Genomic DNA, 14,288 nt, shown 5'->3' on the forward strand with positions numbered 1-14,288 from the left:
CAAGGTACATGCCTATTTAACAATCAAATATACCTGTTTTTATGAAGCCTGTTACTTGCAGAGTGTAATTATAGATACCTGCTGGAGCACTACGGGTATCCCATACTTTTTGTCCCTGTTTTCCCTGCAATTGAAACGATTCAATCTGCTTGCCCGTGGCATCAGTAATGATCAGTATGGCACTGGTTTCATCACCCGGAAGGGTGTAATCGAAAGCAGCCCAGTATTTGGCTGGATTGGGTTTTACAGTTAGACTAAGGCCGAAGGCCTCAGCCATGGCATCTAAGTCAATAATACCGCTCTTAAAAGACTGTGTTCCGTCAATTTCAGGGCAATTGCAGAAATGCTGTCCGTAAAATGCTTCAAGGATGTTTTTAGCCTTGGCAGCAGAACTGCCTCGGTTGGCCTGTGCAATTGCGTTAAGCATTTCAATTTCGGAACTGGTAAGTTCCTGCAACTTGCGATCCTCAGAATGAAGTGTAAGTTCCAGGTTGAGCATGTTCATATAATCATTATGTTCTTCCAGCGCCTCTCCCTGAAGGTTATATAAATCTGGAAGCATGGCGGCAAGCGAAATAGCATCTGTAAAGTTTCCTTCCTGCATATATGTTGCAATAATTTGTCTATCAGCGGCAATTCCCCCCAGATTATTGAGCCAGTTTCTTAGCTCTACCAGGGCAACAATCGTATCATTCAGGTAGCTTCTGATCATATCGTTTGCAGCCCTTGTCTTGATGCGATTGTGTTTAGCCATTTGCTGCTGAAGAACCGTTTTGTAGGTAACACCCTCAGCTACCTGACGTAAAATATCTATCATGTAAGCCGGAAGCGGATTTTCTTTTTCTTCAAGATATTCGAGCAAGGCATCTTTTTTAAGCTCATCGGGGTTGGCTGCCAGAGGGTAGCTATAGCTAACCGGTCGAAAAATGTGTGCAAAAGGGCGATCTGGATAGTAATCAGGTCAGACCTCTTATAAATACCAGTGCTGGTTTGAGTTTATTCATTATTTTTGTGAGAACAATCGTAAACTTGTTTGTGAGCAAATATAAGTCCCCCTGCTTGATAATATTTTGAGTTACAGGTCGATTGATGATTCAATTCCGTTCAAATGAATTAATATGAAAATAAAAGAAAAAATATTGCACCTTCCAATCCTCGTTGAACAGGATGAAGATAATGTATATATCGTTAGTTGTCCTGTTTTTAAGGGTTGTCATTCCTATGGCAAAACAATAGATGAAGCTCTGGCAAACATCAGGGAAGTTATTGACATGTGCATAGATGAAGAGAAAGATAAAATATCTGATATAAACCGCTTTGTTGGCTTCAGGGAAATGGAGATTTCTTATAAAGCAGCGGCCGTATAAATAAAATTTTATGCAGGAATTTTTAGTTATTTCAGGTAAAGACTTTATTCGATTCCTTCAGAGACTGGGATTTAATGTTGTTCGCATTAATGGCTCTCATCATAGATTAAAACATCCGGATGGCCGGGTCACAACGATTCCGGTACACAAAAATCAAGATCTGCCGAAGGGACTGATTCGAAAAATTATTCGTGAAGATTTAAAAATAGAGTTGGATGAGTTCATGATTTTGTATAAGCAATTAGGTTAACCCTATGCGATTTCAACCTTTTCAGTTATTTCTGATCCTGCTCAGTGGGGTAGTGTTGTTGTTTATCATTGGTCCGCTGGTTGGAATGTTCGTGGCCACGTCACCGGATCAATTGTTTGAATCATCGAAAGATCCTGAGGTTCAGCGAAGTATTGGCCTTACTTTATGGGTATCGATGGCGGCTACGCTTGTTTTTGCCCTTGGAGGCATTCCGCTGGCCTACTTGCTGGCGAGGAGGGATTTTGCTATGAAGCGGCTCGTTTTGGGAATCATAGACCTGCCCATCGTGATCCCTCATTCCGCTGCCGGGATTGCAGTTTTGGGTTTTGTATCAAGGGATTCCTATTTAGGGAAATTAGGTTCGATGATAGGGTTGGATTTTGTCGGAGCGCCGGCTGGAATTGCCATCGCGATGGCATTCGTCAGCATTCCTTTTCTTATCAATGCGGCCCGGGATGGCTTTTCTGCCGTCCCGCTGAGATTGGAACTGGCGGCCCTTAACCTGGGAGCCACTCCTGCAAGAGTCTTTTTCTCCATTTCCCTTCCGCTTGCCTGGAGAAATATCGTGTCTGGGCTGATCCTGATGTTTGCCAGGGGGATGAGCGAATTCGGCGCCGTAATCATCGTCGCTTACCACCCGATGGTCACGCCTGTCCTGATCTGGGAACGCTTTAGTTCTTTTGGCCTAAACTACGCCCGGCCGGTTGCCGTTATTTTCATTGTGGTCAGCCTTATATTTTTTATTGCTTTGCGATTATTATCCCGGACAAGAAAAGATGCTTGAAATTAAAAACATAAACAAGACCTATCCTGAGTTTAAACTGGATGATATTACCTTTCAGGTTGAAGATGGGGACTATTTTCTTATCCTGGGGCCTTCCGGTGCAGGTAAGACACAAATCCTGGAGATCCTTGCCGGGTTGATCGATCCCGATGAAGGGAGTGTTATAGTTGAAGGGAAAAATATTACCGGCTGGAAAATTCAATCGAGGCCATTCGGGCTTGTTTTCCAGGATTATGCCATTTTCCCGCACATGAGTGTCAGGGAAAATATAAGTTATCCGATTCGTTTAAGGGGATTAGGCAGCAAGCAAATCTTTTCACAGGTAGTAACGCAGGCCGAGGCAATGGAGATAGGCCATCTGCTGGACAGGATGCCGCGGACATTATCGGGCGGGGAATTACAACGGGTTGCCCTGGCAAGGACCCTCATCCGTGAACCGAAATACCTGTTACTCGATGAACCATTGGCATCGCTCGATGTTTCCCTTCGCCAGGGATTGCGCAGCCTTTTGAAAGGGATAAATAACCAGGGGCAGACCATCATCCATGTTACGCATGATTACGAAGAAGCGCTGGTACTGGCTAATAAAATCGCTGTTATAAACCAGGGAAAGATCATCCAGTTAGGACCGGCCGATGAAGTTTTTCACCAGCCGGGATCAGAATTCGTAGCGCGTTTCACCGGGGTGAAAAATTACTTTGCAGCCCGCCTGTATCGCGAAATGGACAGGCAGTACGGTGAGCTGGAAAATGGCCAGGTACTGCGGCTGAATACCGAAGAGCCGGAAGGAAAAGGCTATATCATCCTGCGTGGCGAAGACATTTTTATCTCCCTTGAAAATCTCCCCACCAGTGCAACCAACCAGATGAAAGGGCAGATCCTTGAAATAAGCCCGTCTCCTTTTGGTTTCGAAGTTTTGGTAGATACGGGGACACGCTTTTATGCCAGGATAACCCGGGAATCATTACAAAAACTGGCTTTGCGTGAAGGTAAAGAAGTCTGGATCAGCTTTAAGGCCGCAAATGTTAAATTTGTGAGGGTATGATTGAGTTGGACAATTGCCCAACTGTCCAACTGCTAACTGTCCAATTATAATTTAGCGCCAAGCGTCAGCAACACGCTATGGTTCCTGGTGATGTTGGCTACAGATTCTGCATTTGTATAAAAGTAGTATTTATCTTTCATGTTACAATAAGCATAGGCCAGGTCCATAAAGAACCATCCTTCTTTGAGACCGATGCCGCCGGAGAAACCAAAGCGACTCCCGTCGTTCAGGTTTTGATCCTGGTAAGGTGAAGTGAAATACTTGCCCCCTGCCCTGAAGCTGAAGATATTGTACCGCCATTCCGTACCGACACGGATTTGATGTGAACCGGCATAGCTGTTCCGGATAGAACTGTTTTCATCGTTGAAACTAAAATCCGATGCATGGAAACGGGCAGAAGCATAATCGGCATATTCATAGTCAGCACTGACCAGTCCTATATTGCTGATGATGAAAGCCAGGTTTCCCTGCACCCTGAAAGGGGTTTGCAAAGCATAATTATAGCTTCCGGAAGGAGAACTTTCTACATATTTTGTATTCCCGTTATTGTCTGGTGTATAAAACTCTGATATCATAGTCACCTGCCAGTAATCTTTCATATTGCTGAACCATGAAGGAGTGTGGAATGCCGCGCCGAACCGGAACCAGTCGGTTGGCCGGTAGATGAAGCCCAGCTTGAAATTGAATCCGCTGCCGCGTGTTTCCAGGTCTTCTATCCGGTTAAAATATTTCAGGTCACTGTTTTCAATGTTACTTTCCTTATAGACTGATGATTCGTAATACCGGATAAACGGGATACCGAGCGTCATGCCCAGGTAAAGCCGGTCTTTAATATTAGCTCCTAAACTGAATACATATTCATTCATGGATCCCCTGGTATCGATCGATTTAGTTTGCAACTTGCTTCCTACAGGTATTGGGGAAATATATTGATTGTCTGTATTCGGATTGGCCAGATCAAGCAGATAAGACCACCAGGCTAAGTTAAGATCGAAGGCATAATCCCCGTTGGGATCTTGTTCGATTTGCAGGAAATTCGTTCCGTTAGCAGCCTGAACATAGGTATCGAGCAGTGAGTTGTTGGTATTTGTGCCAGTCATCTCATACCGGTGATTAAAATCGTTCAGCCGGTTAAGACCTGTGGCAAAAGTAACACCACTGCCCCCTGATTTTCTTTTTGAAGCCATCACAAAGCCAATGTTACCGAGGTAGAAGTTTGACCGCTGGCCGGATGCCCAGGTACCTTTATAAGTTGATTCTACATTTCCGAGATGAACAGCCGGAGTGATGATAAATTCAGAGGATTTGTAGAGGCCCAGTCCGGCCGGGTTAGTGCTGGCGGTGGTGAAGTCGGCGCCAAGTGCGCCAAAGGCACCGCTAAGTCCCATATAGCGGGCTGTTCCGCCGATATCGATCCGTGAATACCGCAATGCATCTGTTGAAGTTTGAGATAGCGCTGGATAGGCGGCTGTCAGAATGATAGCCGAAATGATCAGTATCTTTTTCATGATTGAGATATGTTAGGTTTACCTTCTTCCACCACGTGAGCCACCGCCGCTGCTGCTTCCACCGCTGTTTCCGCCGCTGCTGTTTCCGCCGCTGCTGTTTCCGCCGCCGCTATAACTACCGGACCTGGATGAACCACTGGATCCGGAGGAAGGTGAACTATATGATTTTGAAGGGGCAGAATAACTGCGGCTTCCGGAGCTGGAAGGAGCAGTATATGTGTTTTTGGAACTCGGCCTGGACGGAGTGGAATATTTCTGTGAAGGAGTAGCAGAATTATATTTACTGCTGCTTCCGCTTTCCCTTGTTGACGGGCTGGTAACTGCAGTGGACTTTCTTTCCGGCGTTGTTGAGTAAACCTTCCGGGTATTTTGCCCTTCCTGCCAGGAGAATGTGCGGGTATCACGGGTGCCGGGACTGATATATTCCTGTTTCGAGGGGGTAGTCCGTGCATTGGGTGAAGTATAGGTCTTAGGTTTCTCATAAATCATATCCGGCTGTACCTTTCTGCTGGGTGATAAGGTTGTGGTCTTATCAACTTTTGTATTACTGCCTGTTGGACGTTCAGAGCGGGCAGACTCTGCAGGCTTGCTGTAAGAGGGCTGGCCGGCTGTCACGGAAGTTTTGGTCGCTGTTCCCTCTGTCCTGGTGCCACGGGCACCCTGGTCGAACGACTGGATATTGTTATTATCGCCGGTGCGATCGCTGCGTGATAGGCTCCCAGTACTGTTGCTGCCATCTGAAGCGCCTGAACGGCTGCCTCTTGGACCATAATAATTTCCGTATGGGTCAGGTTCAGGGTCAGGATATGGGTAATAGCCACCACCTCCGTAGTAACCATCCCAGTAACCGTTCCAATAACCGTTGTTATAACCGGCCCAGTAAGAACCGCCTCCGTAGCCGGAATATCCGTAGCCCCATCCGCCGTAGTAAGGATAGTACCATGGATCATAATATCCCCAATATGGACTATAGGAATAATAGGGATATCCCATACCATAATATCCTCCCCAGCCATAACCCATGCCGAAGCCAAGCGACAGGCCGGATCCGCAGCATCCGTAACCGCTATAAATATTGCTGCCCATAGCGTAAGGGTCACCGTTGTAATAATAGTTATCGGTGTAATAATTATCGTAATAATCGAAGCCCGGGTTATCGCTATGGAATCTTTTAACCCGTGAGGAATATTCGTAATCATAATATTCGTCAGAATCAAATTCCCCTTCGGCATATTCCGGAGAATAATAATCTCCTTCATAGGCTGTGGTTGATTCGACCGGTTGTGACTGAACCGTTACATCCTGTGCGACAACGTTCCTGGCCGGCTTATTGGACGAAGAATACACTTCGTCGTAAGGAGCGGATGCATCATATGTCGATGAGCATGATGCAAGGAACAAACTGAAGATAACGGTTAAAATGGCTAAGGTTTTCATGGTTTTTTCCTCCTGTGATTTTATTGCCCTGTGGGAACTGAGATTCTTCATTATTGATTAATTTTGTGCTTTATTTCATCCGTAAAAAAGCAAATACTATACCAAAATCAAAAATGGCTAAAGATTTTTCAACCCGGGAGGAAAATTACGCGCAGTGGTACAATGATCTGGTGATTAAAGCAGACCTGGCCGAGAACTCGGCGGTGCGTGGATGTATGATCATAAAGCCTTATGGCTACGCGATCTGGGAGATGATGCAGGCATCACTCGACAAGATGTTTAAAGATGCAGGACATGTTAATGCATACTTTCCGCTTTTTATCCCAAAATCTTTTTTCAGCAAAGAAGCATCTCATGTGGAAGGCTTTGCAAAAGAATGTGCAGTAGTTACCCATTACAGGCTGAAGAGTTCCCCTGATGGGAAAAGCGTTATCGTGGATGAAGACGCAAAACTGGAAGAAGAGCTGGTCATCAGGCCCACTTCGGAAACGATTATCTGGGATGCGTACCGCAACTGGATACAATCATACCGTGATCTTCCAATCCTTATTAATCAATGGGCCAATGTGGTACGCTGGGAAATGCGGACCCGTCTTTTCCTGCGTACTACAGAATTTCTATGGCAGGAAGGGCACACTGCCCATGCCACCGAGCAGGAAGCGGTTGATGAAGCTAAGATAATCCTCGACATTTATACCCGCTTTGCTGAAGACTGGATGGCTATGCCCGTACTCAGAGGGGTAAAATCTCCTAATGAACGGTTTGCCGGAGCGTTGGAAACTTATTGCATCGAAGGATTAATGCAGGATGGCAAAGCTTTGCAGGCAGGCACCTCTCACTTTCTCGGCCAGAACTTCGCAAAAGCGTTTGACGTTAAATTTTTAAGCGAAGAAAACAAACTGGAACATGTCTGGGCAACTTCCTGGGGTGTTTCTACCCGCCTGATCGGCGCCCTCATCATGACCCATTCAGATGATCATGGCCTTGTCCTGCCTCCAAAACTGGCCCCTCACCAGGTCGTCATCATTCCTATTTATAAGAATATGGAACAACTGACCCGGATAACCGAACGTGCCGGACTCATTAAAAAAGAGCTGGAGGCAAAAGGGATCAGGGTAAAATACGATGGGCGCGACACCCAGAAACCGGGCTGGAAATTTAATGAATATGAATTTAAAGGTGTTCCTGTAAGGATAGCCATTGGTCCCCGCGACCTCGAAAACAACACCGTGGAGGTGGCTCGTCGTGATACATTGGAGAAGGAAGTCCTGCAGGCCGTCCACCTGGATACCAAGATCGAGCACCTGCTGGAACAGATCCAGAAAAATCTTTACCAGAAGGCCTATTCATTCCGGGAAAATAATACTTTCCAGGTTGATTCATGGGAGGAGTTTTTAGAGAAGATCGAAGAAGGCGGTTTTCTCCTGGCTCACTGGGACGGCACCTCCGAAACCGAAGAACGGATCAAGGATGAAACAAAGGCCACCATCCGCACCATTCCGCTCGATGGCCCGATCGAAAAAGGCAAATGCGTTTATAGCGGAAAACCCTCGCAGCGGAGGGTTGTGTTTGCAAGAGCTTACTAGTTTTGAATTCTGAGTTCCGAATTAAAAGTTCTTGCTGCCTACTGTCAACTGCCAACTTCTAATTTCCAAACCCCATACTACCCAGCGGGAAAGTAATCGTAACTTTCAGCGCAATATTGTCCTTGAACATAGGATAGCTGTAAGGCCCCCAGCGGTAATAGGCACCAACACCAAGTGAATAAATCCTCAGGTTTAAAAGGTTATTGATCAGAAAACCACTTTCGTAAAATCCCTGTTCAAGGGTTTTGTAATTGATTTTGAGATGGTTTTCATTATACCTGAGCCATCCGAAAGTTACATTGGTGGATATGAGAAATTCAGGCTGGAATTTCTCCCACCTTTTTAATAGTTTACCGAAATTATGCGTGAAATATAATGCCACATAGCGATCACTGAGGAATTCGTTCATCTTCATTGTGGCAAAACTGTAAGGGGCGAAGATGGTGAAAAAGCGGTAACTGCCGTTGCCATTATAAAGGTCTGTTGCCGGAAGAGCCCGGTCGATAAACCCTCCTTTCAGCATTAAACTGGTTTTTCCAAGATACTTCGTGTAAAACGACTTTTCAATCTTCAGATCGATGCGATTATAAGCATATTCACCGTCAAACAATCCATCAATCCCATGGGTATATTCGATCCAAAGCACTGGATATTTTGTACCTAAAGACATCCGTACCCGCTTGGTCACGATAAACTTTTCCCGGAAGGCAAACCGGAAACCTGCACTGATTTCGGTAAACCTGAATTCATCCTGGGTAACGATGGGGCCATCCTGGGCCAGGACGTAGCGGTAACCATCGGAGGCTTCTTTGGTTATCACTTTAAACCCTAATCCGAATTTAAAATCACGAAACAGCCTGAAACCAAGCGTTGTTGAAAGGTTTTGGGTAGGGTTCATCCGTTGGATCAGGAAAATACGCCAGTTTTCCCCGGTCAGGAAATTTTCATTGTCATCGAAAAAATGAACACCGCCGGTTTCCTGCAAATCGAAGCTGTATTTTGCTCCCCAGGTAACTTCATTCCTTCGGTTCAGCACGGTACTAACATCGCCCCCGTACTTGGCCGACTTGTCACCAAACCCGTATCCCCAGTAACCACCGACCTTAAACTTACGGGAAAGCTTGTCATTGGTGTGAATGCCCAACCCCAGGTAAAGCCCCTGGTAAGGATTGTATTTTATGATCCGGTCCAGGTCGATGTCAATAAACTTAAAGGGGACCCTGCCACTCATCAGGGTTTCGAAACTGTTGGCGATCTTGTCGAAATTAGCTTCCCGCCCGATACTATCCAGGAAGAAATAAGTGCGCTGGTCACGTACCGACAAAGTATCTAGCCTGTAGGAATTCCAGAAGGAGCCGGGTTTTTCATGAGATGCCGGGTCAACATCCACGCCCAGCGTGGCAAATTGCCGCCTGACCAGTTCGGGGTTGATGACAATATCGCGGATGTAACTTTTTCCGATCCCGACCAGTCTTGCCGTGACATCACCGGCCTTTACCACCATTCCAGGTAAAATTATATCGGTATTAAGCTGAACCGGGAACCATTGTTCGTCATTGATATACTCATACTTCTGCTGGATCTTGATACTGAGACTCTCGGCCCGGGCAGGGCGTGCGATGGCATTCTGGATGGCCCATTTGTTGGAATTTATATACAGCACGCCTTCCAGCCCGTCGAAATTAGTATTTGGTTTGGGACGGTAAGAAATGATAAAGACGGTATCCAGCCTTTCGGTATACAGCGTATCTTCCAGGATAAAAATATACCTGGTCTTGCTACCGTTGCTGATCGGGTTGATATAGCTTTTGTCGAGGATCTGGAAAAATTCACGGTAAAAAGAGGTCGACTGTACCTGTGAAACCAGGAAAACAAAGATAGGGTCCTGAAAACCCGATATCCGGTTGGCTTTGACATTCTCATAGTTCCGGTCCGGCGCCATGAACTTCCTTTCGACCACCGTTTCCATGATAGCGATATCCTGTTGACTGAAAAAATCCTTCAATTTTGTCATGGAAGAATCGGAGATTGTTGTGTCAGCGATGACGACAGCACTGGTGTCCGGCTGAAATGCAGCCGTATCAAGCCTGGCCGTGAATATGGTTTTTTCATAGGAAGTGTAAGAAAAGGTTTTGAGCTTTTCCGGATCATTCTGATAACGGTTGGCCATTACACTGTCGATGATCCGGTGGGCAGGATTGATGGTCGGCAGGATGATCACTTCATTGAGATCGAAGGTCTTGCGCTGCAGGCTTATGACGAGATTCTCCTTTTTGTTTCCCGGGATCGTGAAGTTAAAGGGATAATATCCAACATAGGTCAACTGGATGGTTTTGATGGGGTGGCCGGAACGCAGGGAGAATTTTCCGTCAATATCGGTAGAAACGCCGGTCCTGGTCCCTGGTTGGATAATATTGACGAATGCCAGTGGCTCTTTTGTTTCAGCATCGAAGACTTTACCGGAGATCGTATAAGATTGCTGAGCCTTAAGATTTAGGCTGATAAAAGCGAGAAAAAGGATGAGAAGAATAAACTTTCCGGATTGAGAAATCATCCAGCAAAATTAGGAAAATCTTCAAACCGAAAAGTAAGATTGAAGCTCTCTAAGTGTATTTTCGCTTGTTTTAAGATCTTTGACAATGATCCCTTTTTCGAGGATAGCAATACGGTTACAAACCTCTGTTACGTGGTTGAGGTCATGGCTTGAGATCAGCATGGTGGTTTGTTTTTCCTTTGTCAACTTGTTGAGCATATTGATAAGGCGGATCTGTGAAGAAGGATCCAGGCTGTTGAAAGGCTCATCGAGAATGATCACTTCGGGTTCCGCCATCAGGGCCGCGGCAACGCCGATCTTTTGCTGGTTCCCTTTTGAAAGGTCGCGGATGAACTTTTTCCTGCCCAGCACTTCTTCATTAAAAAAATCTTCCATGGATGATAAGAAAGATTTTAAATCTTCCGCCGACATGCCATGTATCCTGCCGTTAAACTCGAAATACTCCTCCGGGGTGAGAAAATCAATGAGGAAATTCCTGTCGAGATAAGAACCGGTGTAATATTTCCAGCTTTCTGATTTAGAAACATTGTTCTCTTTCGACAACACATATCCTGTCTGCGGACGTATCAAATCGAGGATCAACCGGAATAAGGTTGTTTTTCCCGCTCCGTTATTTCCGACCAAACCGAAACTTTCGCCTTTTCCTATAAAAAGTTCCTTTATATCCAGCACCGTAGCACCGCTATAAACTTTACTAAGGTTATTAATTGTGAGCATCCTTGAAAATTAAAAATTCACCGTTTCACCGTTTCACTTTTTCACTTTTTCACTTTTTCACTTTTTCACTTTTTCACCCACCTTCTCTGAATCCATCAGCCATAATATATTTTCTTTTATAAAAATTTCTTTCGATCGCTTTGACCCAGTATTTCCTGGTCAGCAATCCTATGATACCGATAAAGCCAATCGCAGCCAGGCCTGCATAGCGGTAACCCATCAGCCCGAAAGGGGCATAGATCAGGATAGGCAGGACAAAGGCCGGGAGCAGTACCAGCCAGTTAGCAGCCCCAACTCCTTGGTAATTAAAGCTTGAGCCCTTGCTGAGGTCCATTCTTTTCTTGTTATAAGTCGCCATATATATGAGCACATAAGAAATAAATCCCAGGTTAAAAAGATAAGTGACAAAATTGATCAGCAGGATTTCCAGGTCGAAGAATAAGTAGGGGATAGTTATGATGAAGCATATCGTTGAGATAAGCATGCCGATGGATAATTTGGCTTTGATGTACATGTCCATATCCACCCTGCTGGTCAGGATGCCGTCGAAATGATTGCTCTCGTAGCCAAATGCGTAGTTCAGGTAATTCATTGTCATCCCGCCGGTCATGAAGGTGCCGACAAAGATGAGCCAGCCGATTTCATTATGATACTGCGGCATCGGATAAAACATAAAGCCATAAAGTATAAAAATCGGGAACATATACAGCATAGTCCGAGTTCGTTTGTGCCTCCACCAGAGCTTCATGTCGAGCATCACCAGGTCGCCGGTAAGGCCGAGGGAAGTCAGGTATTTGATCCGTGGGATATCCTGGACATGGTAGGATTTTCTTTTGATGATCTCCTCGGGGTACAGCTTGCTTTTTAGCAGGAAGAAGTTAAGACTGTAAGAAGATAAGACTAGTAAGACAGGAAGAGCTGTAAGGACAGGGTACTTCAGCAAGGCAGCAAAGAACGCTGAAGAAACTGCGGTTAGTTTAATAAAACCAAAATGATCTATCACGGCGAGGGCGATCAGGACAACACCGGCCAGCAAGGTGATCAGCGGCTTCGACACGAGTTGCCTCTTGAGGTAGGTGGCCAGGAAATTATTGTTGAAAATCAGGAAGATGACTGCGATAACCCAGGCCACGGTTGACAGGCTGCTGTAGGCCGGCGCAAGAGATCGAAGGGCGAAAGGTATGAAAACCAGCAGGGGCAGGAAATTTAATGGGTGGAAAACAGATTTGGAAATAACAAAATGCACCATCGTTCTTTTCCTGATGGGCAGGTGAAGGTAGGATTCGATGGCGAAAGTCGGCAAAGACTGCATCAGGTATCGGACAAGCACGTCAAATCCAAGGTAATATATGATAATACCATTAAAAATGATGATCGGGTCATCGTCGGGAAATATTTTCCTGAGGATCGGATCGATGAGGATCCCGAGCATCAGCAGGTACAGCATCATCAGTAAAAGAAAAAAACCGATGAAGATGTTGGTGGCAAGATTGCGTTGCCAGATCGACGACCGGGTATTTTCTTTCCATTGTTGTTCAAGAAAAATTTTAAAAAGCATGATTGGAAGAATTAACGTTACGCAAAGGAAGCAAATTCCATGTTTAAATCCGCAAAAAACTGACTAAAAGTAAAAATCGGTTAATTTTATCGGTGAATATAATTCTTTATCAATGAAAGATAACCAGATGGACATGATCGCCAAAACTTTTGAGGGGCTTGAAGAAATCCTGGCAAAGGAATTGAGTGACCTGGGTGCTGAAGACATCGGCCTTTTAAAAAGAGGTATCGAATTTAAGGGTGATAAAAAGTTATTGTACATGGCAAATTACAATTGCCGGACAGCTCTGAGGATTCTTGTTCCCGTGGCACGCTTCAGGGCGGCTGATGAAATCATGCTTTATGACGGCGTGCGGAGTATCCCATGGGAAAAATATCTCGATTTTTCGGGGAAGTTTGCGATCGACAGTGTTATCAGCTATTCCCCTTTTACCCATTCCGGTTTTGTATCCCTTAAGGCGAAAGATGCGATCGTCGATCGTTTTCGCGACCGTTTCGGTAAAAGGCCTGATGTCGATACAGTGGATCCTGATCTCAGGATCAATGTCCATCTGTTCAAGGAGCAATGTACAGTTTCCATCGACAGTTCCGGTTCGTCATTGCACCTGAGGGGTTACCGGAAAGCTTCGACCGAAGCACCGCTTAATGAGGTCCTGGCAGCCGGTTTGTTATTACTGAGCGGCTGGGACCGTAAAACCCCCTTCGTCGACCCGATGTGCGGTTCAGGTACATTGCTTATTGAAGCGGCATTGCTGGCTGGAAAAGTGCCCTCGGGATACTACAGGCCACTGTTTGGTTTTGAGAAATGGAAGGATTTCGACAGCAAACTTTGGGATATCGTGAAACGGGAATGTGAAGAAGAAATAGTGGAGCCAGGGGTACCTTTACGTGGTTATGACAGGGATGAAAAGGCCGTTCAGGCCTGTCTGACCAATATTGAACAAGCAGGCGTGGGAAAGTTCGTCCAGGTTGAAAAAGCCGATTTTGAAACAGGACTCCCACCATACCCACGAGGTTTCTTGCTAACCAATCCGCCTTACGGTGAACGGATAAAAGTCGATGACATCAAGAAGTTTTACCAGGATTTAGGCGACGTGCTGAAAAAAAACTATGCGGGTTACACAGCCTGGCTGCTTGGATCGGACCTTGAAGCCTTGAAATTCATAGGGCTCAGGCCCAGTCGGAAGATCAGGGTCATGAACGGGCCGCTGGAATGCCGGCTGGTCAAATTCGATCTTTATGAAGGGAAAAAGTATGAGGGAGTAGGACGGTAAGACGGTAAGACGGTAGGACGGTAGGACGGTAAGACGATAGGCATTAACTATGCTTCAATGATTTCGCCGTAGGCGATATAGTTTTGGTGTGCCGGGCATGTAGTAAATCTCAATGGTGCGGGGGTAAACGCCTCCAAGTCCAAAAAGAGCCGTAATGGCCGGAATCTTATAGCCGAAAGCAAGGGTGTCCCGGGCGACCGGGAATCCGA

12 protein-coding genes are annotated in these 14,288 nt (G+C 45.7%); 6 read left to right on the plus strand and 6 right to left on the minus strand.

What is annotated here, in order from left to right; translation table 11 throughout:
• Positions 1 to 16: 16 nt before the first annotated feature.
• Entirely contained in the window at positions 17 to 862 is an 846-nt protein-coding gene (locus tag M0Q51_07305; protein ID MCK9399789.1) for a T9SS type A sorting domain-containing protein, read from the minus strand.
• Between the two features lie 256 nt (positions 863 to 1,118).
• Here M0Q51_07305 and M0Q51_07310 point away from each other — a divergent pair, with 256 nt between their 5' ends.
• The 4 genes from M0Q51_07310 to M0Q51_07325 are packed head-to-tail and all read left to right on the plus strand — an operon-like array spanning position 1,119 to position 3,446.
• Complete coding sequence (locus M0Q51_07310; GenBank protein MCK9399790.1) at positions 1,119 to 1,367, plus strand: type II toxin-antitoxin system HicB family antitoxin; 249 nt, start codon at positions 1,119 to 1,121, stop codon at positions 1,365 to 1,367.
• 10 nt (positions 1,368 to 1,377) lie between these two features.
• The gene (locus tag M0Q51_07315; protein MCK9399791.1) at positions 1,378 to 1,617 is read left to right on the plus strand and encodes a type II toxin-antitoxin system HicA family toxin; all 240 of its coding nucleotides are present in this window, start codon (positions 1,378 to 1,380) and stop codon (positions 1,615 to 1,617) included.
• A 4-nt stretch (positions 1,618 to 1,621) separates the two neighbouring features.
• Positions 1,622 to 2,401, plus strand: coding sequence for an ABC transporter permease (locus M0Q51_07320; GenBank protein MCK9399792.1), 780 nt, complete (start codon positions 1,622 to 1,624; stop codon positions 2,399 to 2,401).
• Positions 2,394 to 3,446, plus strand: coding sequence for an ABC transporter ATP-binding protein (locus M0Q51_07325; GenBank protein MCK9399793.1), 1,053 nt, complete (start codon positions 2,394 to 2,396; stop codon positions 3,444 to 3,446). The genes M0Q51_07320 and M0Q51_07325 overlap by 8 nt, the downstream gene beginning before the upstream one ends.
• A 44-nt stretch (positions 3,447 to 3,490) precedes the next feature.
• Here the strand turns inward: M0Q51_07325 and M0Q51_07330 are convergent, their stop codons facing one another.
• On the minus strand, positions 3,491 to 4,954 hold the full coding sequence (locus M0Q51_07330) for an outer membrane protein transport protein (GenBank protein MCK9399794.1): 1,464 nt from the start codon (positions 4,952 to 4,954) through the stop codon (positions 3,491 to 3,493).
• Between the two features lie 18 nt (positions 4,955 to 4,972).
• Positions 4,973 to 6,442: a hypothetical protein gene (locus tag M0Q51_07335; GenBank protein MCK9399795.1), complete on the minus strand. Its 1,470-nt coding sequence runs from the start codon at positions 6,440 to 6,442 to the stop codon at positions 4,973 to 4,975.
• A 62-nt stretch (positions 6,443 to 6,504) separates the two neighbouring features.
• On the opposite strand from M0Q51_07335, the gene proS reads away from it, so the two are divergent.
• A complete protein-coding gene (gene proS / locus M0Q51_07340) occupies positions 6,505 to 7,977 on the plus strand; it encodes a proline--tRNA ligase (protein ID MCK9399796.1) in 1,473 nt (490 codons plus the stop codon).
• Positions 7,978 to 8,035: 58 nt separating this feature from the next.
• Here proS and M0Q51_07345 read toward each other — a convergent pair whose 3' ends face one another.
• From M0Q51_07345 to M0Q51_07355, 3 genes are all read right to left on the minus strand, one after another.
• Positions 8,036 to 10,531, minus strand: coding sequence for a DUF5686 and carboxypeptidase regulatory-like domain-containing protein (locus tag M0Q51_07345; GenBank protein MCK9399797.1), 2,496 nt, complete (start codon positions 10,529 to 10,531; stop codon positions 8,036 to 8,038).
• A gap of 21 nt (positions 10,532 to 10,552) precedes the next feature.
• Positions 10,553 to 11,248: an ABC transporter ATP-binding protein gene (locus M0Q51_07350; GenBank protein ID MCK9399798.1), complete on the minus strand. Its 696-nt coding sequence runs from the start codon at positions 11,246 to 11,248 to the stop codon at positions 10,553 to 10,555.
• Positions 11,249 to 11,321: 73 nt separating this feature from the next.
• The gene (locus M0Q51_07355) at positions 11,322 to 12,806 is read right to left on the minus strand and encodes a DUF5687 family protein (protein MCK9399799.1); all 1,485 of its coding nucleotides are present in this window, start codon (positions 12,804 to 12,806) and stop codon (positions 11,322 to 11,324) included.
• Positions 12,807 to 12,918: 112 nt separating this feature from the next.
• Between M0Q51_07355 and M0Q51_07360 the strand changes: the two genes are divergently transcribed.
• Positions 12,919 to 14,079, plus strand: coding sequence for a THUMP domain-containing protein (locus M0Q51_07360; GenBank protein MCK9399800.1), 1,161 nt, complete (start codon positions 12,919 to 12,921; stop codon positions 14,077 to 14,079).
• Positions 14,080 to 14,288: the final 209 nt, after the last annotated feature.

It is taken from the genome of Bacteroidales bacterium (genome assembly GCA_023229505.1).
Lineage (GTDB): Bacteria > Bacteroidota > Bacteroidia > Bacteroidales > JAGOPY01 > JAGOPY01.

What these genes read in the sequence shown, in the direction of transcription:
- M0Q51_07310 (MCK9399790.1), top strand. Translation starts at nt 1,119, where the DNA reads ATGAAAATAAAAGAAAAAATATTGCACCTTCCAATCCTCGTTGAACAG.
- M0Q51_07315 (MCK9399791.1), top strand. Translation starts at nt 1,378, where the DNA reads ATGCAGGAATTTTTAGTTATTTCAGGTAAAGACTTTATTCGATTCCTT.
- M0Q51_07320 (MCK9399792.1), top strand. Translation starts at nt 1,622, where the DNA reads ATGCGATTTCAACCTTTTCAGTTATTTCTGATCCTGCTCAGTGGGGTA.
- M0Q51_07325 (MCK9399793.1), top strand. Translation starts at nt 2,394, where the DNA reads ATGCTTGAAATTAAAAACATAAACAAGACCTATCCTGAGTTTAAACTG.
- M0Q51_07330 (MCK9399794.1), bottom strand. Translation starts at nt 4,954, where the DNA reads ATGAAAAAGATACTGATCATTTCGGCTATCATTCTGACAGCCGCCTAT.
- M0Q51_07335 (MCK9399795.1), bottom strand. Translation starts at nt 6,442, where the DNA reads ATGAAGAATCTCAGTTCCCACAGGGCAATAAAATCACAGGAGGAAAAA.
- proS (MCK9399796.1), top strand. Translation starts at nt 6,505, where the DNA reads ATGGCTAAAGATTTTTCAACCCGGGAGGAAAATTACGCGCAGTGGTAC.
- M0Q51_07345 (MCK9399797.1), bottom strand. Translation starts at nt 10,531, where the DNA reads ATGATTTCTCAATCCGGAAAGTTTATTCTTCTCATCCTTTTTCTCGCT.
- M0Q51_07350 (MCK9399798.1), bottom strand. Translation starts at nt 11,248, where the DNA reads ATGCTCACAATTAATAACCTTAGTAAAGTTTATAGCGGTGCTACGGTG.
- M0Q51_07355 (MCK9399799.1), bottom strand. Translation starts at nt 12,806, where the DNA reads ATGCTTTTTAAAATTTTTCTTGAACAACAATGGAAAGAAAATACCCGG.
- M0Q51_07360 (MCK9399800.1), top strand. Translation starts at nt 12,919, where the DNA reads ATGAAAGATAACCAGATGGACATGATCGCCAAAACTTTTGAGGGGCTT.